This is a genomic window from Rhizobium rhododendri (genome assembly GCF_007000325.2).
In the GTDB taxonomy this organism is placed as follows: domain Bacteria; phylum Pseudomonadota; class Alphaproteobacteria; order Rhizobiales; family Rhizobiaceae; genus Rhizobium; species Rhizobium rhododendri.
The window spans coordinates 3,574,012-3,598,918 of the sequence record NZ_CP117267.1 but is presented as its reverse complement, the minus strand read 5'-3'; the positions used below and the strand labels follow the sequence as shown (position 1 = coordinate 3,598,918).

Genomic DNA, 24,907 nt, shown 5'->3' with positions numbered 1-24,907 from the left:
AAAACCTTAATGATTCCGCAGCTTGCCGTTGAGCATGACATATTTTTGACGCAAGTCAGATCACGATTTTGCAACGCAGCAATTTCTTTTTGTGAACGGTGCGTTCTTGAACCCAAGCTCGCTGCATTGGCGGGTTGGTTGTATGACAGCATGGTCAACCAAATGAGGAGCCTGCGATGTCCATCCGTCCCGTCAAATATGAAAGCGTGGCCACGCCGACCATGGAGGGCGCGGGCGTCAAGCTGCATCGCGTCTTCGGCTTCGGAGATCCTTCGCTCACCGACCCCTTCCTGATGATGGACGACTTCCGCAACGATGTGCCGAGCGATTACATCAGGGGCTTTCCCTGGCATCCGCATCGCGGCATCGAGACGATCACCTACGTGCTGGCGGGCACGGTGGAGCACGGTGACAGCCTCGGAAATCGCGGCGACCTCAATGCCGGCGACATCCAGTGGATGACGGCTGGCAGCGGCATCATGCATCAGGAAATGCCGAAGGGCGACTTTGCCGGGCGCATGCAAGGTTTCCAGCTCTGGGCGAACCTGCCGTCGGCGTTGAAAATGACCGCGCCGCGTTATCAGGACGTCAAATCGACGGACATTCCCCTCGTGATCGACAATGACGGCACGGCTGTCCGGATCATCTGCGGAAACTTCTGGGGCAAGGCCGGACCGGTCGATGGCGTTGCAGCCGAGCCGATCTATCTTGATGTCTCGGTCCCACCCGGCGTCAGGAAACGGCTGCCGGTGGACACCTATCGCAACGCATTTGCCTATATTTTTGCCGGTTCCGGCACCTTCAGGGATGCCTCCAGGCCGTTTGGCATCCGCATTGAAAAGGAAGTCGACGGCGAAGAACTGAACATTCGCGACATGTCCGGCAATAGAACGCTGGTGGTGTTCGACAGCGGCGATGAAGTTACCGTGCAGGCAGGTGACGAGGGCATCCGCTTCCTTCTGGTTTCCGGCAAACCGATACAGGAACCCGTCGCCTGGCATGGGCCGATCGTCATGAATAGCCGTGAGGAAATCATGCAGGCGATGAAGGAACTGCAAAACGGCACGTTTATCAAGGCCGCTCACTGAAACGACATACATGGCTTGACGGCCGGCCGTACGCATATTAGTCATAAAGTCATCCGATGACTTTATGACTGGTGCGATCATGCAACCTCTCCCCCGAAGCAACCTCGCCGAGACCGCGGCCAACATCATACGCGGTGAAATCCGCGCCAATCGTTGGTCTGTGGGCGAAAAGCTGCCAAACGAGACCGCGCTTTCGGCGATGCTGTCGGTCAGCCGGGGCACGATCCGCGAGGCGGTGCGCGTTCTCGTCTCGCAGGGATACCTCGAAACGCGGCAGGGATCCGGCACTTACCTGCGCTCGGCCATCGACAGGACCGATATTCTCGACATGGCGCGGCGCGCGAGCCTGCGCGACCGGTTCGAGGCGCGATGCGCGCTGGATGTCGAAGGTGCGCGGCTGGCAGCACTCCGGCATACGCCGGCAGTCATTGCCAACCTGCGCGAGTTGCTGGCTTTGCGCGGCACCCATCAGGGAAGGGGCGATACCGGATTTATCGCCCGTGACCTCGCCTTTCACCAGGCTGTCATCGCCGCCTCCGGCAATGATGCGATGATCGACATCTATGCCTTCTTCTCGGCCTCGATCCAGCAGACCATCGAGGCCAGCATAGGCGACGACGTGCCGGAACCCGATCATCTGGCCCATGCAGCGATTGTCGACGCCATCGAGACCGGCGACCCCGACAAGGCCGATGCATCGGTGCGGAGTTTCATGGCACCCGTGATTGCCGCTCTCGATCGGAGCCTGTTCTCGTGACCGTGTCCCTCTCGCGTGACACGCTGGCCGCCGAAACTGCAATGCTGGTTGACGCCGAAATCGACGATGCTCCGCAGCCGATCGCAAGCGCCAAGGGCTCGCGTCTGCTGCTTGGCATCAGCCTGGTACTGATCGCCTTCAATCTGCGCGGACTGTTTTCGAGCGCATCGGCGCTGCTGCCGGAGATCCGCAGTACATTCGACCTGTCGGCAACAGGCGCCAGCCTGCTGACCACCGTGCCGGTCCTCTGCCTCGGCCTGTTTTCGCCGCTGGCGCCGAGACTGGCGCAACGCATGGGCGCCGAACGGGCGCTGCTCGCTATCCTTTTCCTGCTGACGCTCGGCATTGCCCTGCGCGGACTGGGCTCGATCCCGCTCATGTTTATCGGCACGGGGCTGGCTGGTGCCTGCATCGCCGTTGGCAACGTTCTCCTGCCGGGCCTTGTCAAGCGCGACTTCGCGGACAAGGCGGCGCTGATGACGGGCCTCTATACCATGGCGCTCTGCGCCAGTGCAGCCTGTGGCGCAGGCCTCAGCCTACCGGCCGAACGCCTTTTCGGCGGATCCACAGGCGCTGCTCTTGCCGTCTGGGCCGTGCCCGCACTGGCGACCGCTTTGCTGTGGTTGCCGCAGGCGATGTCGACGAAGAGCCGAGCGCGCAAGACGGCGTTTCGCGTCGAGGGGCTCTGGCGCGATCCGCTGGCGTGGCAGGTGACGTTGTTCATGGGTCTGCAGTCGGCGCTGGCCTACAGCGTATTCGGCTGGCTGGCCCCCATCCTGCGGGAACGGGGCCTGGACGGCATCACTGCCGGGGGTATCGTTTCGGCATCGGTCATGGTGCAGGCTGCCTCATGCCTTTTCATGCCGCATCTGGCTGTACGCGGCAAAGACCAGCGGATCATCAACGTTGCACTTTGCCTTTTTGCGGTCGGCGGATTGCTCGGGCTCTTGTTCGCGCCGCTGTCGACCGTCTGGCTCTGGGCTGTGCTGCAGGGTATCGGTCAGGGCGGATTGATTGCGGTTGCCATGACGGTTATCGTTCTTCGATCGCCGGATGCCCACATCGCCGCCCATCTCTCCGGCATGGCGCAATGCGTCGGCTATCTGCTCGCCGCTATCGGGCCTCTGATCGTCGGCCTGATCCGGAGCTGGACCGGAAGTTTCGGCCCCTGCGCTATCCTGTTCGTGGCTATCGGGCTCATCGCGGCCGTCAACGGCTGGGGTGCCGGCAGGTCGAAATATGTGCGATCGAAGAGCGTGCCGCTGGCTACGTGATAGTCACCTTTCAGATCCCGGAGCGCGCGCTCATCGATGGACACTGTGGCGCTCCGGCGGTTAAGTGCTATGCTGTACGAGCCATCAACACGATGCTGCAGCGCAACAAAAGAATGGTCGTTCACCACAATTCGGCCTTGCCTTGAGGCGAACGCGCCATAAATAGGTAGCCATGTCTGAGCAAATACAACCCGCAACCGAAGCGACCGTTGCGGCGGTGATGGAAAGCACAGCCCTTTCGGCTTTGGCAGCCCATCCCTCCGAATGGGCGCTTTTTCTCGATATCGACGGCACGCTTGTCGATCTGGCGGAAACGCCGAGTTCGATCACCGTCCCCTCCTCCCTTCCCTACGATCTCGATGCGCTGTCGAAAAAACTTGGCGGCGCGCTGGCACTGGTAACCGGCAGATCGCTATCGTTCGTCGATCCGCTATTCTATCCATTCCAGTTCCCCGTTGCCGGCCTCCACGGAGCGGAGCGGCGCGACGCTGCCGGCAATGTCCAGCGGGTCACCGTCACCCCGGCCTTTACCGAAATGAAGCGCTGCATGACCGAAGAGGCAAGCCAGTGGCCCGGCGTCCTCGTCGAGGACAAGGGTGCTGCAGTGGCTGCACACTACCGGCTTGCCCCGGAATGCCAGCATCTGGTTGAAGCCATGATGGAGCGCTACTTCCGGGAAGCCGGGCCTGAGTGGTCGCTGCAGCGCGGCAAGATGGTCGTTGAAATCCGCCCGGCGCGCGCCGGCAAGGGCGATGCAGTCACCGCGTTCCTGAGCGAGGCGCCTTTCAAGGGAAGGCGCGCCTTTGCGGCCGGCGACGATTTTACCGACGAGGCAATGTTTCGCACCGTCAATCGCATCGGCGGGCAATCGCTGTTCATCGGCCTCGACAGCGTCGAGACCCAGGCACGCAACCGCGTCGCCTCTCCGGCCATTCTTCGCCAGATTCTGGCACAGCTTGCGTCCTGACCACATAATACCCGACCGAACTTCTGAAGGGATTTTCCCATGGGCCGTCTTATCATTGTCTCCAACCGTGTTCCCGTGCCCGAAAAGGGCGGCGCCGCACCGGCAGGCGGCCTCGCGGTTGCCCTGAAGATTGCGCTCGAAGCACAGGGTGGCGTCTGGATGGGCTGGTCCGGCAATTCCAGCGGCGATGCCGAGCCAGGCCCTCTGACCATGAACGAGCAGGGCAAAATCACCTACGCGCTCACAGATCTGACTGATACCGACGTCGAGGAATATTATCACGGCTTTGCCAATCGTGTTCTTTGGCCGATCTGCCATTATCGGCTCGATCTGGCCGAATACGGACGCAAGGAGATGGCCGGGTATTTCCGCGTCAACCGCTTCTTTGCGCATCGGCTGGCGCCGCTGATCCAGCCGGACGACATCATCTGGGTCCACGATTACCATCTCATCCCGCTGGCTGCAGAGCTGCGCCAGATGGGGTTCAAGAACAAGATCGGCTTCTTCCTGCACATCCCATGGCCGCCGGCCGATGTGATTTTCACCATGCCGGTGCATGAGGAAATCATGCGCGGGCTCTCTCACTACGATCTTGTCGGCTTCCAGACCGACCATGACCTCGAGAACTTCGCCGGCTGCCTGCGTCGGGAAGGCATTGGCGACGAACTCGGCAAAGGCCTGTTCAGCGCGCACGGACGGACATTCAAGGGCGGGTATTACTCGATTGGCATTGAGACTGCAGCCTTTGCCGAATTCGCGACCAAGGCGGCCACCAACGTCATGGTCCGCAAGGCGCGACAAAGCGTCGAAGGCCGCGATCTGATCATCGGCGTTGACCGGCTGGATTACTCGAAGGGCATTACCCAGCGTATCGACGCATTCGAACGTTTCATCACCGCCGACGCCGCTCATCAGGGCAAGGTCACCTATCTGCAGATCACCCCGAAATCGCGCTCGGAAGTGCCTGAATACGAGCAGATGCAGCGCATGGTCGCCGAGCAGGCCGGCCGCGTAAACGGTGCCATCAGCACGGTGGACTGGGTGCCGATCCGCTACATCAACCGTTCGATCCCGCGCACAGTGCTAGCCGGCCTCTATCGGCTTGCAAAGATCGGCCTCGTCACGCCGCTGCGCGACGGAATGAACCTCGTTGCGAAGGAATATGTTGCCGCGCAGGATCCTGAAAATCCCGGCGTGCTGGTGTTGTCCCGCTTCGCCGGCGCCGCGCGGGAACTCTATGGTGCAATCATCGTCAACCCCTACGACGTCGAGGCGACAGCCAATGCCATAGCGAGGGCCCTGGAGATGCCGCTCGAGGAGCGTCGCCAGCGCTGGCAAGGCATGATGACGCATCTGCTCGAGCACGACGTCGTGCGCTGGTGCGACGATTTCCTGAAGGATCTTACCGAGCAAGACGAAGCCGCCTGAGCTCGGCAGCGCGAGTGGGCCGGCCGCCGGGCAGAGGCTTGCATTCATCGGATCGTCGCGTGCACCAACTCGCCGGCAATCGTCAGCGAGACCGGCGCTCCCGGCGTGGATAGTCTTGACGTGTCGACGAAGGATGCCTTTGCCGTTACGGCGTAGGCAAGCTGCTGTGCCGCTGAGAAGTCGAGATCGGCCTCTAGCATGCGGGCATTGACGGTAACAGCTTCCGCCCTGCCGGGCGAATGAAGGACGATCCCTAGACGTAAAGCATCGCTGTTGACGGAAATCGTTTCCGCATGGCCGGAGAGGGCGACGTCTGCGGCCTTCGATTCTATCATCACGGCCGAGAACTGCCCGGCAAGTCGGGCGCTCAAAGCCTGCTGATGGATCGCGACCGCCGTATCCTTTTTGACATTCAGATTGATGTCGTAGCTGCAATCGGAAACGCCGAACCAGGTAGATACGCCGACATCGATGTGCAGCAGCGTGCCCTCGATCCACATTCGGCTGGAAGAACTGCAGTCATCGTAGGACCAGATCGAATTCCATCGCGCAAACCAGCCCGAGCGATGGCGCATGAGAGTTGCCTGATAGGGTCGATCCGGCGCGGTGGTGATGTCGATGGAACTGGCCTCGCCGCCAATGGCCACGGCCGTGATACCGGAAATATCCAGCGGCAAGCCCCGCGGCTGTGTCGCATTGCAGCCGGTCGCTGCTGCGAAAAGGACAATGACTGTCAAAAGAAGTCGCTTCATGATGTGCTCCCGGTCCCATCAGCGGGCCGAGCGCAAATTCGCGAAAATCACTGTCCGTCGCGACCTCGAACGCGATGCGGGTCGACCTCGATCGCCATCCGGGGCATTCTGACGTTTTGATCCAGTTTCAGCAGCCAGAACAACGCACCATGATTTTTATCCCGTTGCCCTTTGTCGAGACGCTCTTTCTCCTCACACTGCTGCTGCAGATGCATAGGCGGAGCGACGACGGCCTGCGCGACCAGCCCCTGTTTGCATTGCTGATCGGAGCCTACGCAATGCAATCGGTGCTGATCGGCCTGCGCTGGGGATACGGGATTTCCGCGGTGCTGCCGTTCCAGGCCGTGCTGGCCACCGTGATCGCGACCCTGGCTTTCTTGAGTTTCTACGATCTGGCGAGCGAAGGATCGATCTTTCGAACATGGACGACGTGGCGACATTGCCTGCCGACAGCCACAGTTGTCCTGCTGCGGATCGTATGGCCGGAGCCGGTGGGCCTCGTCATTATCCTCGTTTTTCTCGGCTATGGCGCTGCGCTGACATGGCTGTGCCTGACGGGGCCGGACGGTCTCGTCTCCTCCCGCCTAGACGGCGCGCTCAGGTCCTATCGCTCCCTGCAGCTCACCGCAGCAGCCGTGCTCATGTCCGCGGTTGCCGACATCGCCATCAGCCTTGATTTCTCCTGGAGCGATGGCAGCCATGCCGGCGAAGTGGTGGCGGTGGGAAATGTGCTTGCATTGCTGGCGCTCGGCGCCGCAGCATCGGTTGCAAGCTCCGGCGCCACAGTGCACGACCGCGGCGAAACCGAACCGACGGCCGCCATAGCCGGGTCAGCGCCGGAAGACGTTGCGGCAACCGCTGCCGCTGTCGACGCCCTGATGCGGACGAAGGCGCTCTACAGGGATACGGAACTCAATCTCGGGCGGCTGGCGCGGAAGCTGAATTGCCCTGCCCGCAGCGTCTCGATAGCGATCAACCGGGTGCACGGCGTCAGCGTGTCGCAATATGTCAACAACTTCCGCATTGCCGAGGCGTGCCGGTTGCTGTCAGAAACCGACGCGCCGGTGACATCCATCATGTTCGATGCCGGATTTCTCAGCAAATCGAACTTCAACCGCGAATTCCTGCGCATCACAGGAACCAGCCCGACGCTCTGGCGATCGAAAAATCACGCCGCCTTGATGGCGTGATATTCCTTGATGGCGACCATCTTGATGGCCGGATAGCGTTCGGATTCGTATCGCAGCGAGAAACCGTCCTGCGCGAGGAAGACAGGGTCGCCGTCGAGATCGCGGGCAATGTCGCCACGCTTGGCAGTGACGAACTTGTCCATGTCGGCGGGTGCATCGGCAGACACCCAGCGGCATACGGAAAAGCGCGACATTTCGAAGGAGACCGGCAGGCCATATTCCCCCTGCAGGCGCTCCTTCAGGACGTCGAGCTGCAGCGCGCCGACGACGCCGACGATAGCCGGCGAACCATCTTCCGGGGAAAACAGCTGCACAACGCCTTCTTCGGCCATCTGCTGCAGCGCTTCCTTCAGCTTCTTGGCCTTCATCGCATCCTCAAGACGGACGCGTCGCAGGATTTCCGGGGCGAAATTCGGCACACCCTGGAACACCAGATCCTCGCCTTCTGTCAGCGTATCGCCAATGCGCAGGGTGCCGTGGTTCGGAATGCCGACGACATCGCCGGCAAAGGCGGTGTCGGCGATGTGGCGCTGCGAGGCGAAGAAGAACTGCGGCGCGGACAGGCTCATCTGCTTTCCGGTGCGCGACAGGCGCGCCTTCATGCCACGCGCAAGCGTACCCGAGCAGACGCGCACGAAGGCAATACGGTCGCGATGGTTCGGGTCCATGTTCGCCTGGATCTTGAAGACGAAGGCGGTCATCTTCGGATCGGTGGCATGCACCGTCTTGATATCGGCAACCTGGTCGCGCGGCGGCGGCGCCATCTCGGCCAAGGCATTGATCAGGTCTCGCACACCGTAATTGCGCAGCGCCGAGCCGAAGAATACCGGTGTCAGATGACCTTCGAGAAAGGCCTCGCGCTCGAACGGCCGACAGGCATCACGCGCGAGATCCAGTTCGTCGATCAATGCCTGACGCTCGTTTTCCGGCAGCCGCTCGGCCACTGCCTGCGGGCCGTTTACGGGCGTGGTGTCGGCCTCTTTGTCGTTGCCGCGAACCTCGTTCTTGGCAAGGTGATAGGAACCGCAAAAGCTCTTGGCGCGGCCGATGGGCCAGGTGATCGGGGCGGTATCGAGCGCCAGCTTGACCTCGATCTCGTCGAGAATTTCGAAGATATCGCGGCTTTCGCGGTCCATCTTGTTGACGAACGTTATGATCGGGATGTCGCGAAGACGGCAGACCTCGAACAGCTTCAGGGTTCTGGGCTCGATACCCTTGGCAGCATCGATGACCATGACGGCGGCATCGACGGCGGTCAGCGTGCGATAGGTGTCGTCGGCGAAGTCTTCGTGGCCCGGCGTGTCCAGCAGGTTGAAGACGACATCGTCATATTCGAAGGTCATCACCGAGGTGACGACCGAGATCCCGCGTTCGCGCTCGATCTTCATCCAGTCGGAGCGCGTCTGGATGCGATCCTTCTTCGCCTTGACCTCGCCGGCCAGCTGGATGGCGCCGCCGAACAGCAGCAGCTTTTCGGTCAGCGTCGTCTTGCCGGCGTCCGGGTGGGAGATAATAGCAAATGTGCGGCGGCGGGAGACCGCCTCGGCGAGACTTTCGGCCATGATGTCGGATCCTGTGAATTGCCGCGTATCTAGCGACTCCGTGGATAACTTGCAAATCGGATTGACCCGAACCATCGCCAAATTGCTAATGAGGGCATGAATATTCGCACAGACAACCGCCCGAGCTTATCCCTCGTTCGCCTTGCCAACGGCCTCGGCCTCGATCTGCCGTCCTACGAAACATCCGGTGCCGCCGGCATGGACCTGAGGGCTGCGATCGACGACGGCGAGCCGCTGGTGCTGTCGCCGGGCATGCGCGCGCTGGTGCCGACGGGCTTCGTATTTGCGGTGCCTGATGGCTACGAGGCGCAGATCCGGCCGCGCTCCGGCCTGGCGTTCAAGAACGGCGTCACCTGCCTGAATACGCCGGGAACCATCGACAGCGACTACCGCGGCGAAGTGAAGGTTCTGCTGATCAACCACGGCAACGAGGATTTCGTCGTGACGCGCGGCATGCGCATCGCGCAAATGGTGATCGCGCCGGTCACGCAGGTTCTAATCGTCGAAACGACGGATGTCAGCGAAACCACGCGGGGCGCCGGCGGCTTCGGCTCCACCGGCGTCTGATACCACGATGCCCGTCTGTTGATCGCTAATTGACCGGGCAACCGTCGGCGACATCATCGAGGCCTTCAGCCTTTGCCTCGAATGTCGCAGATGGCCCGGCTCCGCTGGTTTTGATCCGGACGACGTAGAGGCTGTCGAAATCCTTGCCCTTCCACTTCTTCGGCATAGCCGCCGGATCGCCGCCATTGTCTTTCAGCAACGCGGCGACGAGATCCTGGATCTCGTTGTGCTCCCAGGCCACAAAGACCAGTGCCGAGCGATATTTCGGCGCAGTCAGTGCTGCCTGCAGCTTGGCAATCTCGTCGTAGCCGAACGTGGTATCGACTGGCAGTCCAGCGGCGATCGCCGTTGGCTCGATCGTCGCCAGCGGCCTGACATAATCATAGAGAATGCCGTCATCGACTTTCTGCTTCGAAGGATCGGGCGCAAAGACGGCATCCGGCCCGCCGAATTGACGGGAAAGCACGGCGGGTAACGCCAGCGACCTGTTGAGGCCCTTGCAGCTCAATTGGCCGAGCCCTGCTTCAGGTTTTTCACCGTGGCGCAGGAAGACGATCGTCTCCTCTCCCGGCGGAGAGGCAGCGCGGACGGGACCGGCTGGGGTCATAGTTATCATCATAAGGAGCAACGGAACGAGTGCCCGCAGTTGCGGCACTGGTCGACAGAACGATAGCATTTTAGCATCCATGAGTGTTTTTCGTGCTGCAGCGACAGGCATCCTGCCGATGGTACTGTGCTGCGTTTTACCAAAAGCCTTTGGCGGAGATTTTTATGCCAACTTCGTGGCCTTGGTTGGACAAACGCACTCTGGCCTAGTGCCATGTTTGATCCTATTCTCCCGCCAATAAATACCAAGGGAGAGTTCCATGTCCGACACCCGTAAGCCAGGCCGCGGTCGCATCTATGCGTCGATCACCGACACCATTGGCGACACGCCCATCGTTCGCCTCGACAAGCTGGCCAGGGAGAACGGCGTCAAGGCCCACCTGCTCGCCAAGCTGGAGTTCTTCAACCCGATTGCCTCGGTCAAGGACCGTATCGGCGTGGCGATGATCGAGAGCCTGGAAGCCCAGGGGAAGATAACGCCGGGCAAGACAACGCTGATCGAGCCGACCTCCGGCAACACCGGCATCGCGCTGGCCTTTGCCGCCGCCGCCAAGGGCTACAAGCTCATCCTCACCATGCCGGAGACGATGTCGGTGGAACGCCGCAAGATGCTGGCGCTGCTGGGCGCCGAACTGGTACTGACCGAAGGCGCCAAAGGCATGAAGGGCGCCATCGCCAAGGCGACGGAACTGGCAGAAAGCATCGAGAACGCGGTCATTCCGCAGCAGTTCGAAAACCCGGCAAACCCCGAGATCCATCGCAAGACGACCGCCGAGGAGATCTGGAACGACACCGAGGGCGGCGTCGATATCCTGGTCGCGGGCATCGGCACCGGCGGTACGATCACCGGCGTCGGCCAGGTGCTGAAGTCCAAGAAATCGAGCCTCAAGGTTATCGCCGTCGAGCCGGCCGAATCGCCGGTGCTGTCCGGCGGCGCTCCCGGCCCGCACAAGATCCAAGGGATCGGCGCCGGCTTCGCGCCAGCCATTCTCGACACCGAAATCTATGACGAGATCATCACCGTCGCCAGCGCCGAAGCCCTCGAAACCGCCCGCCACGTCGCCCGGCTCGAAGGCGTGCCGGTCGGCATCTCCTCCGGCGCGGCGCTGTTTGCAGCCATCGAGATCGGTAAACGCGAAGAGAATGCCGGCAAGACGATCGTCGTGATCATCCCGTCCTTTGCCGAGCGCTACCTGTCGACAGCGCTGTTCGAAGGCCTCGGCGGCTAACTTTCTTCACTTTTCAAAGAACAGAAGGGCGGAGGCGCCCTTCTCAGTATCTGCGGCTCAGGCGACGGCTGGCAGGCGCGTGCCGGCTATGCGGTAGGAAATCGCTTCGGCCAGATGGATCCGGCCGACAGTCTGCTTGCCGTCGAGATCGGCGAGCGTGCGCGCCACTTTCAGGACGCGATGGTAGCCTCGGGCGGAGAACTTCAGCTTCTCGGCGGCATCGCGCAGCAATTGAAGGCCACCGGCATCGGGTTCGGCCAGAACCTCGATCATCGATGTCGAGCAGCGCGCATTGGTCGACACGCCGCGCATGCCGGCTTGCGAGAACCGCTCCTGCTGCCATTCCCGCGCCCTTGCGACACGTCTGGCGATATCGGCGCTCTTCTCGGCCGGCATCGGCCGGATAAGGTCGGCGGCGGAGACGGCCGGCACATCGATGCGGATGTCGATGCGATCCATCAGCGGTCCGGAAATTCGGTTCTGATAGTCCGTCATGCAGCGCGGCCCTCGGGCGCAGCTGTGGCCGGGTTCGCCAGCCATGCCGCAGCGGCAAGGGTTCATCGCGGCAATCAGCTGGATCACAGCCGGATAGCAGACGCGGTGATTGGCGCGGGCTATGATGCATTCCCCGGTTTCCAGCGGCTGACGCAGCGCATCGAGTGCCTGCGGCGAAAACTCCGGAAACTCGTCAAGGAAGAGGATGCCATGGTGGGCGAGCGAGGCCTCCCCGGGCCGGGCACGTATCCCGCCACCGACCATCGCCGCCATGGTGGCCGAATGATGCGGGGTCCGGAATGGCCGGCGGTCGGAGAGCTTGCCACCCGACAGTTGCCCGGCAATGGAATGGATCATCGAGACTTCCAGCAATTCGGCAGCCGACAGCGGCGGCAGGATCGATGGCAAACGGGCAGCCAGCATCGATTTTCCCGACCCTGGAGGGCCGACCATCAACAAGTTATGGCCGCCGGCAGCCACCACCTCGAGAGCACGCTTGGCGCTCTCCTGACCCTTGATCTCGGCAAGGTCGCCGAGATTGGCCGGGGCGGCGCGGATGGCAGGTTCGGGGCGCGACAGGATCTGCGTACCGCGAAAATGATTGGCGAGGGCAATGAGACTGCGGGGCGCCAGCAGTTCGATGTCGGCACCCGCCCAAGCCGCCTCCGGGCCGCTGTCGGCAGGGCAGATCAGCCCCTTGCCCATGGCATTGGCGCTGATAGCCGCCGGCAATGCCCCGGACACCGCCGCAATCGTGCCGTCGAGATTGAGCTCGCCGATCACCATGAAGTCCGCCAGCGCATCGCCGGGAATGGCTCCCAGTGCCGCCATCAGGCCAAGCGCGATGGCCAGATCGAAATGCGATCCCTCTTTTGGCAAATCCGCCGGAGCAAGGTTGACCGTCACCTTTTTCGGCGGCAGCGCCAAGCCCGAGGCATGCAAGGCCGCCTGAACGCGCTCGCGGCTCTCTGCAACCGCCTTGTCCGGCAGCCCGACAATGTTGATGCCGATCTTGCCCGGCGCGATCATCACCTGGACCTCGACCGGAACCCCTTCTATGCCCTGAAATGCAACCGTGCTGACCCGCGCTATCATGCGCAATCCCCTATGCCGCAGTCTTTTCGTAAAGACCCGCAGCGATTGCAGCAGGCTAAATGCAATCTGGCATAGAAGATGGAATGAAACAAGAACAATTAATGAACAAGCACAGCCTCCCGCTGCAGCCAGGTTGCAGCGGGTTGCGGGGGCGGAACATATTACCGCTGGCGATTGAAAGTCGGGGTCTGTGTTAAGCGCGCTTGCGCTCGATGGCGTCCCAAAGCAGGCTGGCGATATCGGCACCGCCGAAACGCTTGACCTCACGAATGCCGGTCGGCGAGGTGACGTTGATCTCCGTCATGTAGTCGCCGATGACGTCGATGCCGACGAGCAGGAAGCCCCGCGCCTTGAGGGCCGGACCGATGCGGGCGCAAATCTCTTCTTCGCGCTTCGTCAGATCGGTCGCCTCGGCGCGGCCGCCGGCATGCATGTTGGAGCGGCTGTCGTGCTCGGCCGGCACACGGTTGATGGCGCCCACCGGCTCACCGTCGACGAGGATGATGCGCTTGTCGCCCTTGCGGACATCAGGCAGATATTGCTGGGCGATGAAGGGCTCGCGGAACAGCTGGCCGAACATCTCCAGCAGCGAAGACAGGTTGCGGTCATCGCGCGTCGAGTGGAAGACGCCGGCGCCGCCGTTTCCGTAGAGCGGCTTCAAGATAATGTCGCCCATTTCTTCGCGGAAGCGCCGGATTTCATCGGCATCGCGGGTGATCAGCGTCTTCGGCATCAGATCTTCGAATTCGGTGACGAAGATCTTTTCCGGCGAATTGCGGACCCATGCGGGATCGTTGACCACCAAGGTCTTCGGATGGATGCGCTCCAGCATGTGGGTGGAGGTGATATAACCCATGTCGAAGGGTGGATCCTGGCGCAGCAACACCACGTCCATCGTCGAGAGATCGATGCGCTCGGGCGCGCCGAGGTCGAAATGGTCCCCCTTGATGTCGCGCAGCACCATCGGTTCGGCTGTGGCATAGACCTTGCCGTCGCGCATGCTCATGCGCTCCGGCGTGTAGTGGAACAGCTTGTAGCCGCGCGCCTGCGCCTCGAGGCTCATGGCGAAGGTGCTGTCGCCTGCAATATTGATGCCCGACACATGGTCCATCTGGACCGCCACATTCCTGATCGTCACTATCGCTATTCCTTGCTCGATTTCTCGACAGATGTAGGTCGGCGGGCTTTCGAAGGCAACGGCTAATCAGGCAGCCGTCGGACTACGCATCAGTCTCAGCGTCCGCCTCATCGGCAGCTCAGAGAAAACCTGATATGTCACAGGCGATGATGTCGTGGTCGGAAAGCGGCTTGCCGTCAGCATCGAGCGACGTCACCAGCCGGCTGCCGGATATCGCAAGACCGCGGCTGAGGAACCAGTCGAGTTTCATGGCCCGGTCGGGAAAACGGGTGATCAGGCTTGGCCGGGTGCTGGCCTGGTCGAGCGGGCCGCCATGGCGCTCGAAGCCCCGGGCCGCCGCCATGGCAAACAGCGTGTCGGTCTCGAAGTTGCCGCCAGTGTGGTTGCCGGTGTTCAGGTCGCCGCCGATGAGGATCGGCAGGCCAGGCGCATAGGCCTCGACGGCATCGATCAGCGCCGCCACCTGGCGTTCGCGGTAGGGACCATCTCCGACGCTCTCGAGGTGAACCGAAACGGCGACGAAGGCCCCGGCCTCCGTATCGATCGTCGCACCGACTGCGCAGCGCTCGCCGATACGCGGCTGCTCCCTGGCATTGGAAAACCAGAGCGATTCCCCGGGCAGCCGAAAGACGAAAACATCCCGAAGCGGCGTGGCACCCAGGATTGCGTTGCCGTGAAAGCCTCTCGCGTTGGTGCTGTCGGTGCAATAGGAGCGCTCGATCTCGGAACCGAGACTGAGTTCCAGAAATTCGAGACCGTAGGCATAGGCCATGCCGAGTTCGGTCGCAATCAGCGCAGTCGGATCGGCCTGCGCGGTGCGAGCCATGCCATCGTCCATCTCCGATAACAGGACCAGCGGTGCCCCCAGCGCCTTCAGTTTCTCGGCGGAGGCCTGCGGGAAGAGGCAGCGCTCCATGTTCCATGCCGCGACCGTAAACGGAAAAGCCAATGGCGCAGCCGGGCTCTTTCCGCCGGTGCGCGCAGCGTTCATGCAGGGCAGCGATGCGATCGTCGCCTCGCAAACTGCCGGCGTCTTCTGCAGTGTCAGAAAGTGCTGACGCTGCTCTTCGGACGGTACCTCGAAGGCGGAAACGGTAGTGCGGATCATGATCGGGCTGTCCTCGGCGCATGGTGGGGGTCGCCGCGCCTTAGAGGCAATATATGACAGTTGCATGATGGGCCGGGTTCAGAAAGCGTCGCGGAAATGCCTCGGCCAGCGGCCGGGCAGGATCGCAACAATATCGTAGCGCTGCGACAGGCGCCCGAAATCCGGCTGCTGGGCAAGCCACAGGTCGCTGGCGGCACGGATGCGGCGCTGAGAGGAAAATGAGACGGCGTCGATCGCCGCCTGTTCGCCGTGCCTTGCCTTGACCTCCACGAACACAGCAAGATCGCCCTTACGGGCAACGATATCGATTTCGCCAAGGACTGTCTTGTGGCGGATGGCGACGATGCTGTAGCCTTTGCAGGCGAGATAGAGCGCGGCGAGGTATTCCGAGAGATGCCCCCGGCGCCAGGCCTTGCGCCGTTTCCGGCGCTCGCCGCTATCGTCCATCGACCCTCGCCTTCATGGCGAGCAGCCTCTGGTAGAGATCCCGGCGCGGAAGGCCGGTGATCCGGGCCGCTTCGGCGGCCGCCTTGGCGGTCGGCATCTCACGGGAGAGATCGAGAAGGATTGCCTCGACATCGGCCTCCGGCGTGGCGATCTCCGGCGGCGGCCCGATCACCAGGACGATCTCGCCCTTGACGTTATCAACGGAATGATAATGCGCTGCCAGTTCGGAGAGCGTGCCGCGACGAAATTCCTCGAAGGTCTTTGTCAGTTCGCGGCAGACAGAGGCTTTGCGGTCGACACCTAGCACATCGGCGGCAGCAGTCAGGGTTGCGGCGATGCGATGGGGAGATTCGAAGAACAGCAGAGTAGCCGGAACCGAGGAGAGTGCTGCCAACCGGTCACGGCGGGCCTTGTCCTTGACCGGCAGGAAGCCCGCAAAGAAGAAGGCGTCGTTCGGAAGACCGGAGCCAACCAGGGCCGCGAGGGGGGCCGAGGCGCCCGGAATAGGCACGACGCGGTAGCCGGCATCGATCGCCTGCAGCGCCAGCCGGTAGCCGGGATCGGAGACCAGCGGCGTACCGGCATCCGACACCAGCGCCACGGACCGACCGCCGGCCAGTGCTGCCAGCAATTTCGGACCCGCCTCATCGGCATTGTATTCATGGTACGCGTAGGGGCGATTGTGGATACCGTAGCGATCGAGCAGCACCCGGGTGACGCGGGTATCCTCGCAGGCGAGCACGTCGGCTCCGGCCAGCGTTTCCAGCGCCCGCAGCGTGATATCGCCGAGATTGCCGATCGGCGTGGCGACGAGATAAAGCATTGGCTCGAGCGGGCGGGCCGGCACGGTCACGTTGTGCAACCTGAAACTACGCCCCTTGGCGACTTCGCTCGAAATCTCGTCGTCCATGCCCTGATATGCCCTTCCTGAAGTTGGGTCTTTATGGGCGAGGCGCACGGCTTCGGCAAGGGAGCGTGGAATCCTGTGTGCTTTGAAGACGAAATGGGGGAAATGAACCCGGCGTCGGCGCTATACCTCTTGCTTTCACATGCGGATTTCTGCCACTTTGCCGGTCCACTCCTCCGGGCCGGACCCGGGCGAGAATTTTTTGGGCATCGTCTCGACGCCCGGACAGTCACGGTCGAAAGCGGTAGCATCCATGCGTATTACTATTGAGCGGTCCCACCTTTTGAAATCGCTGAACCACGTCCATCGCGTGGTGGAGCGCCGCAACACTATTCCGATCCTGTCGAACGTGCTTTTGAAGGCAGAAGGCTCGACGCTGGACATGAAGGCGACCGACCTCGATCTCGAAATCACCGAGGCGACGCCAGCCAATGTCGAGCAGCCCGGCGCGACGACCGTTCCGGCGCACCTTCTCTACGACATCGTCCGCAAGCTTTCCGACGGCTCCGAAGTTTCGTTGTCGACCAATGCCGATGGCGGGTCCATGACGGTCGCTTCCGGCCGCTCGAAGTTCACCCTGCAATGCCTGCCGCAATCGGACTTTCCGGACCTGACCGCCGGCACGTTCAGCCACAAGTTTCCGCTGAAGGCGGCAGAACTCAAGATGCTGATCGACCGGACGCAATTTGCCATCTCCACCGAAGAAACCCGCTATTACCTCAACGGCATCTTCTTCCACACCATCGAAAGCGGCGGTGGGCTGAAGCTGCGCGCCGTTGCGACCGACGGTCACCGCCTGGCGAGGGCCGATGTCGATGCGCCTTCCGGCTCCGAGGGTATGCCCGGCATCATCATTCCCCGAAAGACGGTGGGCGAACTCCAGAAGTTGATGGACAATCCCGACGTGATCGTCACGCTGGAAGTGTCCGATGCCAAGATCCGCCTGTCGGTCGGCAACATCGTGATGACGTCGAAGCTGATCGACGGCACCTTTCCCGATTACCAGCGCGTTATTCCGGCCAACAACGACAAGGAAATGCGCGTCGATTGCCAGACCTTCGCACAGGCTGTAGACCGCGTCTCGACGATCTCTTCCGAACGCGGCCGCGCCGTGAAGCTGGCGCTGACGGAGGGGCAGCTGCTGCTCACCGTCAACAACCCGGATTCCGGCAGCGCCACCGAAGAAGTTGCCGTCGGCTATGAAACCGAACCGATGGAAATCGGCTTCAATGCCAAATACCTGCTCGACATCACCGCGCAGCTCTCCGGCGACGAAGCCATCTTCCTGCTGGCGGATGCAGGCTCGCCTACCCTTATTCGCGATACGGCCGGTGACGATGCGATCTATGTCCTGATGCCGATGCGGGTCTAGGCAAGACAGGCACCGGCGCGAGGATGGGCCGAGCGATGCTTCGCCCCCCTTTTCGTGACGGGTCTACGAGATCGAGGCGGGCAGAGTGCCCCTCTCCGCTTTTAAATGCTCGTGGAGAATACCTATGGCGCTACGCCTGAAGGAACGTCTGGGAAAGAAATTCGACGAGGAAATCCGTTTCTTCAAGGGAATGATGCAGGGGCCGCGAACCGTCGGCTCGATCGCCCCGACCTCGACGATCACCGCCCGCAAGATGGCAAGCGTCATCAATCCGCACTCCGGTCTGCCCGTTCTAGAACTAGGACCTGGAACCGGTGCCATCACCAAGGCAATTCTCGCGCGCGGCATTGAACCCGAGAAGCTGATCGCGATCGAGTACTCGACCGACTTCTTCAACCATCTGGTCAAGCGCTACGCCGGCGTGCATTTCATCAACGGCGACGCTTTCGATCTCGACAAGACGCTCGGAGTGCTCAACGGACAGACGTTCGATTGCGTCGTTTCCGGTATCCCGTTGCTGAATTTCCCGATGCAGGCGCGCGTTGCGCTACTGGAGAGCCTGCTCGACCGAATGCCGCCGGGCCGACCGGTGGTACAAATCTCCTATGGTGCCGTCTCGCCGATCATAGCCCGGCCCGACCGCTACCACATCAAGCATTTCGATTTCATCGTCCGAAATATTCCGCCGGCGCAGCTCTGGATCTACAGCCGCGGCTGATCCCGGGAGCGTCAGATGTTTGGTCTCTACATTACGCATCCGCAGGTGCAGATCGACCCCGATGTTCCGGTGCCGCAATGGGGACTTTCGGATCTCGGTCGTGCGCGCACCGGGCAAGCGGCCGCCCAACCGTGGGCAGCAACGCTCGGGCGCATTGTGTCCAGCGATGAAACCAAGGCCATCGAAACCGCAAACCTGCTGGCAACCGCGGCCGGTCTTACGGTCGAGATCGTTGGCGGCATGCACGAAAACGACCGGTCTGCCACCGGGTTCCTGCCACCAATGGCTTTCGAGGAAGCGGCCGACTGGTTCTTCGCCCATCCGGATGAGAGTTTTCGCGGCTGGGAACGGGCTACCGATGCGCAGGCAAGGATTGTCGGGGCAGTTGATGCGGTGCTTGACGCTCACGATCCCAGCACGCCGATTGCGTTCGTCGGCCATGGCGGGGTGGGAACCCTGCTGAAGTGCCATCTGATGGGCCGGGCAATCGGCCGTGACGGCGACCAGCCGGCAGGTGGAGGTAATCTTTTCGCCTTCGATCTTGCGAACGGGTCTGTCGCATGCGACTGGACGCCAATGGAAGACTGGCAGGGATGGGTTGGACGATGACGACAGAAACAGCACGCGACCGGCTGATCGTCGGCCTGGATGTACCGAACCTGAAAGAGGCCGAGGCGCTGGTCTCGACGCTCGGCGACGACATCCTGTTCTACAAGATCGGCTACCAGCTGGTGTTTGCCGGCGGCCTTGAGTTTGCGCGCGAGCTCGCACAGAGCGGCAAGAAGATCTTTCTCGACATGAAGCTGCTCGACATCGACAACACCGTTGCATCCGGCGTCGAGAACATCGCCAAAATGGGCATGTCGATGTTGACGCTGCACGCCTACCCGAAGGCAATGCGGGCTGCTGTCAAGGCTGCGGAAGGCTCGGGCCTCTGCCTGCTCGGCGTCACCGTCCTGACCTCGATGGATGGCGACGACATGCTGGAGGCCGGCTATTCGTCCAATCCGCATGCGCTGGTGATGCGGCGCGCCGAACAGGCCCGTGATGCCGGCATGGGCGGTATTGTCTGCTCGGCCGAGGAATCCACTGCAGTTCGCGCCATCATCGGACCGGACATGGCGCTGGTAACCCCTGGCATTCGCCCCATAGGCAGCGACGCCGGCGACCAGAAGCGGGTGATGACGCCCGCCGATGCGATACGCGCCGGCTCCAGCCATCTCGTCGTCGGCCGGCCAATCGTCAAGGCGCCCGATCCGAAGGCTGCGGCCCGCGCCATTCTCGACGAGATGCTGACGGCGCTCTGGCCCGCCAACCACTGAGATTTCAACGAGGAGGAAAACCATGGCCAAGGGATACTGGATCGCACGCGTCGACGTCCACACACCGGAGCGCTACGGCGAATACATTGCGGCCGCAAAGCCGGCGTTTGAGCGCTACGAGGCGAATTTCATAGCGCGCGGCGGAAAATTCGTCGAACTGGAGGGGACGGCACGCGGTCGCAACGTGGTCATCGAATTTCCATCACTGCAGCACGCGGTCGATTGCTACAACTCACCGGAGTATCAGGTCGCAGCCAAGATCCGCCAGGAAATTGCCACCGCAGAGATGGTCGTGGTCGAAGGCGTTTAGCCAGCCAAGGTTTGGGCGAAAAGGCGTAGCCTCGGAATCTGACGAATTGATTGCGCGGCAAAGAACATCGAGACTTTGCGGTTACCGATGGTCCGGCGCATCGCGCTGGCCGTTGTTCAGATAGAGGCCACGCGACCGCTCCAGATGCTTCAGCACCGAGGTTTCGGCCGCGTCGGCATCGTTGGCGGCAAGACATTGGAGGATTTCCTCGTGCTCGACGAGGGTGAATTTCTCCTTGCCGGTCCAGATCAGCATGTCGGTGTGATATTCCTTCAGCCAGGCGAGCATGGCCTCGCTCACAGCCACGAAGATCGGATTGGCCGAGATGCGGGCGATCCGCGTATGAAACTCCATATCGGCCGCGATGAAGGCATCGGCATTGCCGAGGCTGGCGCGCTGGCGATCGATAATGGCCTGAAGATCGGCAATATCCTCCGGCGTCGCCTCGGTCGCGGCCTGGCGAGCCATTCCGCGCTCGAAGAAGATGCGGGCGCTTTTCAGATATTCGAGCGTCGCGGATGATTGCGACAGCATGATCTTGGCGGTCAGGTCCACCTGCTTGAAGATCGTCTTTGCCGTCAATTGCAGCACGCGGGCCCGTTCGCCGTGCGAGATCACCACAAGTCCCATGCTCGCCAGCGACTGCATGGCCTCGCGGATAGCCGGCCGGCCGACGCCAAAGCGCTCCATTAGATCGCGCTCCGACGGCATTTCGTCGCCGGGTGCCAGTTCACCACTGGTGATCATCCTTTCCAGACGGGCAAAGACCTCGTCGGACAGCTTGCGGCGGACGATGGGTTCGTTCGGTTGGTCCATGGATTCTTTCCGGCTCATCAAGACCCTCCCTTATGCACATTTCCCATCGTTTGGGAAAACGTCAATCGCGGAATGCATAGCCGTTCATCCCGACCGCTCACAAAAGTTTCTATTGCCTCAATGGAATACTCATTATACCAGTTGAGTAGTTGACGTCAGTCTTTTCCGGGATTGGCGAGAGGAGCAACCGAGATTTCATGCAGATAAAAGTCACCTACCGCATCGAAACGCCGGGCAGCATCGAAGCCATGGCGGAAAAAATCGCCAGCGACCAATCGACAGGCACGTTTGTTGCTGTTCCCGGCGAAACCGACGAGCTGAAGGCGCGCGTTGCCGCCAGGGTGCTGGCCATCCGGCCGCTCGAGGATGCCGCGTTTCCTAGCTGGCCGGAAGCGGCTGCCGGACATGGCCCGATCCGCCGCGCCGATGTCGACATCGCATTTCCGCTGGACGCTGTTGGCACCGACCTCTCGGCGCTGATGACCATTGCCATCGGCGGCATCTTTTCGATACGCGGGATGACCGGCCTGCGGGTCGTCGATGTCGATCTGCCGGAGCCCTATCGGGATGCCTATCCCGGCCCGCAGTTCGGCGTGGCCGGCAGCCGCCGGCTCACCGGCGTTTACGACAGGCCGATCATCGGCACCATCGTCAAGCCGGCGCTGGGCCTTCGTCCGATGGAGACCGCAGCCCTGGTCGGCGAGCTGATCGAATCCGGCGTCGACTTCATCAAGGACGACGAGAAGCTGATGAGCCCGGCCTACTCGCCGCTGAAGGAGCGGGTCGCGGCCATCATGCCGCTAATCCTCGATCACGAGCAGAAGACCGGCAAGAAAGTGATGTACGCCTTTGGCATCTCGCACACCGACCCTGACGAGATGATGCGCAATCACGACATGGTTCTTGAAGCCGGGGGCAATTGCGCCGTCATCAACATCAATTCGATCGGCATGGGCGGCATGCTGTTCCTGCGCAAGCGCTCCGGCCTCGTGCTACACGCCCATCGCAACGGCTGGGACGTGCTGACCCGCCACCCGGGCATCGGCCTGGATTTCAAGGTGTGGCAGAAATTCTGGCGGCTGCTCGGCGTCGACCAGTTCCAGATCAACGGCATCAAGGTCAAATACTGGGAGCCGGACGAGAGCTTCGTCGAATCCTTTGCGGCCGTGACCACGCCGATGTTTTCAGAGGTCGATTGCGCGCTTCCCGTCGCCGGCTCCGGCCAGTGGGGTGGCCAGGCGCCTGAAACCTATCAGCGCACTGGGCGCACCACTGACCTCATGTATCTTTGCGGCGGCGGAATCGTCAGCCACCCCGGCGGCCCGGCGGCCGGCGTGCGGGCCGTTCAGCAGGCATGGCAGGCAGCAGTCCGCGATATCCCGCTTGCGACCTATGCCACGGGCCATCCGGAACTTGCCGCCTCGCTGAAGAAATTCGGGGGCGAAGGGGAATGACCGTGCCTGCTCGAAGCGATCTGCTGCTCTCCTACTATGGCGACGACCTGACAGGTTCGACCGACGTCATGGAAGCGCTGGCTTCCAACGGCGTCGATACGGTGCTGTTCATGGACCAGCCCGATGAGGCGCTGCTTTCCCGATTCAGTTATTGCCGTGCCATCGGCCTAGCCGGCACCAGCCGCAGCGAGACGCCGGATTGGATGGAGGCTCATCTGACGCCTGCATTCAGGTGGCTAAAAAGCCTCGATGCCGCCATCTGCCATTACAAGGTCTGCTCGACCTTCGATTCCAGCCCCGAAGTCGGCAACATTGGCAGGGCGGTCGAAATCGGCAAATCAGTCTTCGATCAGCCCTTCGTTCCCCTTGTCGTCGGCGCACCGCAGTTGAAGCGGTTTACCGCGTTCGGCAACCTGTTTGCCGCCTACCAAGGCGAGGTGTTCCGCATAGACCGCCATCCTGTCATGAGCCGGCATCCGGTGACGCCGATGCGGGAGGCTGATCTCCGGATTCATCTCAAGGCTCAAACGAAGCTTTCAACAGCGCTAGCCGATCTTGCAGTGCTATCGTCGGTCGATGCCGACCGCCGGATCGATACGCTCGCCAGCGATTGCAGCGGCATGCTGCTGTTCGACGTCGACAGCGCCGAGAGCCAGGCGCAGGCCGGGAACCAGCTTTGGCGGATCAAAAGGGACGGAGGCTGGTTCGTCGCCGGTTCCTCGGGCATCGAATACGCGTTGCTCGCCGCCTGGAAAAAGACGGGTCTGACGACAGGGACGAGCGTCTTTCCGCTTCCCGGCAAAGCTGACCGGCTCGCAGTCGTCTCCGGTAGCGTTTCTCCGACGACGGAGCGGCAAATCCGCCATGCAACGGCCAACGGCTTTGATGGGATCGACCTGGACCCACTGGAATTGCTCGGCGAAGGTGGCAGTTCTGCCATCGAGCGCGCGGTACAGAGCGGTCTCGCCAGCCTGAAGAGCGGCCACAGTGTCATTCTCAACACCGCCCTCGGACCATCGGACGATCGTGGCGGCGATATCGACCGGATTGCCGGAAGCCGCCATCGGCTCGGACGCATCCTGGGCGGCATCCTGCATCAGCTGGTCGCCGAGGAAAAACTCGGTCGGGCCGTGATCGCCGGAGGCGACACGTCGAGCCACGCGCTGAAGGAGCTACATGTGGACGCGCTGACGACGCTGCTTCCTCTGCCGCAGACCCCGGGGTCTCCGCTATGTGTGGCGCATGGAAACGACACCGCGACAAACGGCCTGCAGATCGCGCTCAAGGGCGGCCAGGTTGGTTCTGACGGTTACTTCGCCCAAATCCGCGATGGGCTCGCGGCCTGATTGCCGCCAGATCACCCACTTACTGATATACTCATTGACTCATTATACCAGTTAGATATAGTCGCCTCACCAAACAGATTGGGTGAAAAACATGACTTCGATTGCACTCTTCGGCGCCGGCGGCAAAATGGGTTATCGGCTGGCCAAAAATCTCAAAGGTTCGCGGTTCGACGTGCGTCATGTCGAGATCAGCGACGCCGGCAAGGCGCGGCTGAAGGATGATCTCGGCCTCACCTGCCTTGATGTCGACGCGGCCCTCGATGGCGCCGATGTTGTCATCCTGGCGGTTCCGGACACGCATATTGGCAAGGTTGCCGCCGGCATCGCAGACAAGCTAAAGCCTGGTACGATGGTGGTTGCGCTCGACGCTGCAGCGCCTTTCGCCGGTCACTTCCCCGAGCGGCCGGATCTCACCTATTTCGTCACCCACCCCTGCCATCCGCCGATCTTCAACGACGAGACGGAGATGCAGGCGAAGAAGGATCACTTCGGCGGCCTGTTCGCCAAGCAGCACATCGTGTCGGCGCTGATGCAGGGCCCGGACGAAGCCTATGGCCTCGGCGAGGAAATCGCCAAGACGATCTGGGCGCCCGTCATGCGCTCGCACCGCGTCACCGTCGACCAGATGGCAATGCTGGAGCCGGGCCTGTCGGAAACGGTGGCAGCTTCGCTGCTCGTCGTCATGAAGCAGGCGATGGACGAGTGCGTCAAACGCGGCGTTCCGGAAGAAGCGGCCCGCGACTTCCTGCTCGGCCACCTCAACGTGCTCGGCGCCGTGATCTTCGGCGAAGTGCATGGCGTGTTCTCCGATGCCTGCAACAAGGCCATCGAGTTCGGCATTCCGGCGCTGATGCGCGACGACTGGAAGAAGGTTTTCGAACCCAAGGAGATCGCTGACAGCATTCAGCGCATCACCTGATACCAGGGAGAGCACCCGCTCTCCCTTCTTCGACAGCCCT

General features: G+C 61.9%; 25 protein-coding genes. 16 read left to right on the top strand and 9 right to left on the bottom strand.

Translation table 11 applies throughout. The annotated features are described in order from the left end of the window. The first annotated feature begins 176 nt into the window (after positions 1 to 176). The 5 genes from PR018_RS17395 to otsA all read left to right on the top strand — a co-directional run bounded on the left by PR018_RS17395 (position 177) and on the right by otsA (position 5,514). Entirely contained in the window at positions 177 to 1,088 is a 912-nt protein-coding gene (locus PR018_RS17395) for a pirin family protein (RefSeq protein WP_142829091.1), read from the top strand. Positions 1,089 to 1,167: 79 nt separating this feature from the next. Beyond that, positions 1,168 to 1,845, top strand: a complete 678-nt coding sequence (locus PR018_RS17390; protein WP_142823747.1) for a FadR/GntR family transcriptional regulator — start codon at positions 1,168 to 1,170, stop codon at positions 1,843 to 1,845. A 41-nt stretch (positions 1,846 to 1,886) separates the two neighbouring features. Then, positions 1,887 to 3,119, top strand: coding sequence for a CynX/NimT family MFS transporter (locus PR018_RS17385; protein ID WP_142824433.1), 1,233 nt, complete (start codon positions 1,887 to 1,889; stop codon positions 3,117 to 3,119). Between the two features lie 172 nt (positions 3,120 to 3,291). Next, positions 3,292 to 4,086, top strand: coding sequence for a trehalose-phosphatase (gene otsB, locus PR018_RS17380; protein ID WP_142823746.1), 795 nt, complete (start codon positions 3,292 to 3,294; stop codon positions 4,084 to 4,086). A 39-nt stretch (positions 4,087 to 4,125) separates the two neighbouring features. Further along, entirely contained in the window at positions 4,126 to 5,514 is a 1,389-nt protein-coding gene (gene otsA, locus PR018_RS17375) for an alpha,alpha-trehalose-phosphate synthase (UDP-forming) (protein ID WP_142823745.1), read from the top strand. 44 nt (positions 5,515 to 5,558) lie between these two features. On the opposite strand, the gene PR018_RS17370 is transcribed toward otsA, so the two are convergent. After that, a complete protein-coding gene (locus PR018_RS17370) occupies positions 5,559 to 6,266 on the bottom strand; it encodes a hypothetical protein (RefSeq protein WP_142823744.1) in 708 nt (235 codons plus the stop codon). Between the two features lie 149 nt (positions 6,267 to 6,415). Between PR018_RS17370 and PR018_RS17365 the strand changes: the two genes are divergently transcribed. After that, positions 6,416 to 7,456, top strand: a complete 1,041-nt coding sequence (locus PR018_RS17365; RefSeq protein ID WP_142823743.1) for a helix-turn-helix domain-containing protein — start codon at positions 6,416 to 6,418, stop codon at positions 7,454 to 7,456. On the opposite strand, the gene PR018_RS17360 is transcribed toward PR018_RS17365, so the two are convergent. Next, positions 7,435 to 9,018 carry a peptide chain release factor 3 gene (locus PR018_RS17360; RefSeq protein WP_142823742.1) on the bottom strand — a complete coding sequence of 528 codons (1,584 nt, stop codon included), beginning with the start codon at positions 9,016 to 9,018 and terminating at the stop codon, positions 7,435 to 7,437. The two genes, PR018_RS17365 and PR018_RS17360, sit on opposite strands and share 22 nt — an antisense overlap. Before the next feature lie 96 nt (positions 9,019 to 9,114). On the opposite strand from PR018_RS17360, the gene dut reads away from it, so the two are divergent. Next, positions 9,115 to 9,585, top strand: coding sequence for a dUTP diphosphatase (gene dut / locus PR018_RS17355; protein ID WP_142823741.1), 471 nt, complete (start codon positions 9,115 to 9,117; stop codon positions 9,583 to 9,585). A gap of 25 nt (positions 9,586 to 9,610) precedes the next feature. Here dut and PR018_RS17350 read toward each other — a convergent pair whose 3' ends face one another. Continuing rightward, positions 9,611 to 10,192, bottom strand: coding sequence for a hypothetical protein (locus PR018_RS17350; protein WP_224129189.1), 582 nt, complete (start codon positions 10,190 to 10,192; stop codon positions 9,611 to 9,613). Positions 10,193 to 10,451: 259 nt separating this feature from the next. Here PR018_RS17350 and cysK point away from each other — a divergent pair, with 259 nt between their 5' ends. Beyond that, positions 10,452 to 11,420, top strand: coding sequence for a cysteine synthase A (gene cysK / locus PR018_RS17345; RefSeq protein WP_142823740.1), 969 nt, complete (start codon positions 10,452 to 10,454; stop codon positions 11,418 to 11,420). 57 nt (positions 11,421 to 11,477) lie between these two features. Here the strand turns inward: cysK and PR018_RS17340 are convergent, their stop codons facing one another. From PR018_RS17340 to rsmI, 5 genes are all read right to left on the bottom strand, one after another. Continuing rightward, on the bottom strand, positions 11,478 to 13,010 hold the full coding sequence (locus PR018_RS17340; protein WP_142823739.1) for a YifB family Mg chelatase-like AAA ATPase: 1,533 nt from the start codon (positions 13,008 to 13,010) through the stop codon (positions 11,478 to 11,480). Between the two features lie 193 nt (positions 13,011 to 13,203). Continuing rightward, on the bottom strand, positions 13,204 to 14,151 hold the full coding sequence (gene gshB / locus PR018_RS17335) for a glutathione synthase (RefSeq protein WP_111216201.1): 948 nt from the start codon (positions 14,149 to 14,151) through the stop codon (positions 13,204 to 13,206). A gap of 115 nt (positions 14,152 to 14,266) precedes the next feature. Then, entirely contained in the window at positions 14,267 to 15,256 is a 990-nt protein-coding gene (locus PR018_RS17330; protein ID WP_142823737.1) for an endonuclease/exonuclease/phosphatase family protein, read from the bottom strand. Between the two features lie 78 nt (positions 15,257 to 15,334). Next, entirely contained in the window at positions 15,335 to 15,703 is a 369-nt protein-coding gene (locus PR018_RS17325) for a YraN family protein (RefSeq protein WP_142823736.1), read from the bottom strand. After that, a complete protein-coding gene (rsmI, locus tag PR018_RS17320) occupies positions 15,693 to 16,613 on the bottom strand; it encodes a 16S rRNA (cytidine(1402)-2'-O)-methyltransferase (RefSeq protein WP_142823735.1) in 921 nt (306 codons plus the stop codon). The genes PR018_RS17325 and rsmI overlap by 11 nt, the downstream gene beginning before the upstream one ends. A gap of 250 nt (positions 16,614 to 16,863) precedes the next feature. Between rsmI and dnaN the strand changes: the two genes are divergently transcribed. The 5 genes from dnaN (at position 16,864) to PR018_RS17295 (ending at position 20,332) form a co-directional block, all read left to right on the top strand. Further along, complete coding sequence (gene dnaN / locus PR018_RS17315; protein WP_111216196.1) at positions 16,864 to 17,982, top strand: DNA polymerase III subunit beta; 1,119 nt, start codon at positions 16,864 to 16,866, stop codon at positions 17,980 to 17,982. A gap of 124 nt (positions 17,983 to 18,106) precedes the next feature. Continuing rightward, positions 18,107 to 18,700, top strand: coding sequence for a phospholipid N-methyltransferase PmtA (pmtA, locus tag PR018_RS17310; protein ID WP_111216194.1), 594 nt, complete (start codon positions 18,107 to 18,109; stop codon positions 18,698 to 18,700). Between the two features lie 15 nt (positions 18,701 to 18,715). Next, positions 18,716 to 19,309, top strand: coding sequence for a histidine phosphatase family protein (locus PR018_RS17305; protein ID WP_142823734.1), 594 nt, complete (start codon positions 18,716 to 18,718; stop codon positions 19,307 to 19,309). After that, complete coding sequence (gene pyrF / locus PR018_RS17300; protein ID WP_142823733.1) at positions 19,306 to 20,022, top strand: orotidine-5'-phosphate decarboxylase; 717 nt, start codon at positions 19,306 to 19,308, stop codon at positions 20,020 to 20,022. The genes PR018_RS17305 and pyrF overlap by 4 nt, the downstream gene beginning before the upstream one ends. 22 nt (positions 20,023 to 20,044) lie before the next feature. Then, the gene (locus PR018_RS17295; RefSeq protein WP_142823732.1) at positions 20,045 to 20,332 is read left to right on the top strand and encodes a DUF1330 domain-containing protein; all 288 of its coding nucleotides are present in this window, start codon (positions 20,045 to 20,047) and stop codon (positions 20,330 to 20,332) included. An 81-nt stretch (positions 20,333 to 20,413) separates the two neighbouring features. On the opposite strand, the gene PR018_RS17290 is transcribed toward PR018_RS17295, so the two are convergent. After that, on the bottom strand, positions 20,414 to 21,148 hold the full coding sequence (locus tag PR018_RS17290; RefSeq protein WP_142824431.1) for a transcriptional regulator NanR: 735 nt from the start codon (positions 21,146 to 21,148) through the stop codon (positions 20,414 to 20,416). 197 nt (positions 21,149 to 21,345) lie between these two features. Between PR018_RS17290 and oiaX the strand changes: the two genes are divergently transcribed. From oiaX to PR018_RS17275, 3 genes are all read left to right on the top strand, one after another. Next, complete coding sequence (oiaX, locus tag PR018_RS17285) at positions 21,346 to 22,602, top strand: 3-oxo-isoapionate-4-phosphate decarboxylase OiaX (RefSeq protein WP_142823731.1); 1,257 nt, start codon at positions 21,346 to 21,348, stop codon at positions 22,600 to 22,602. Beyond that, the gene (locus tag PR018_RS17280; protein ID WP_142829089.1) at positions 22,599 to 23,948 is read left to right on the top strand and encodes a four-carbon acid sugar kinase family protein; all 1,350 of its coding nucleotides are present in this window, start codon (positions 22,599 to 22,601) and stop codon (positions 23,946 to 23,948) included. The genes oiaX and PR018_RS17280 overlap by 4 nt, the downstream gene beginning before the upstream one ends. A 91-nt stretch (positions 23,949 to 24,039) precedes the next feature. Next, positions 24,040 to 24,867 carry a phosphogluconate dehydrogenase C-terminal domain-containing protein gene (locus PR018_RS17275; protein WP_142823729.1) on the top strand — a complete coding sequence of 276 codons (828 nt, stop codon included), beginning with the start codon at positions 24,040 to 24,042 and terminating at the stop codon, positions 24,865 to 24,867. The last annotated feature ends 40 nt before the right edge of the window (positions 24,868 to 24,907 follow it).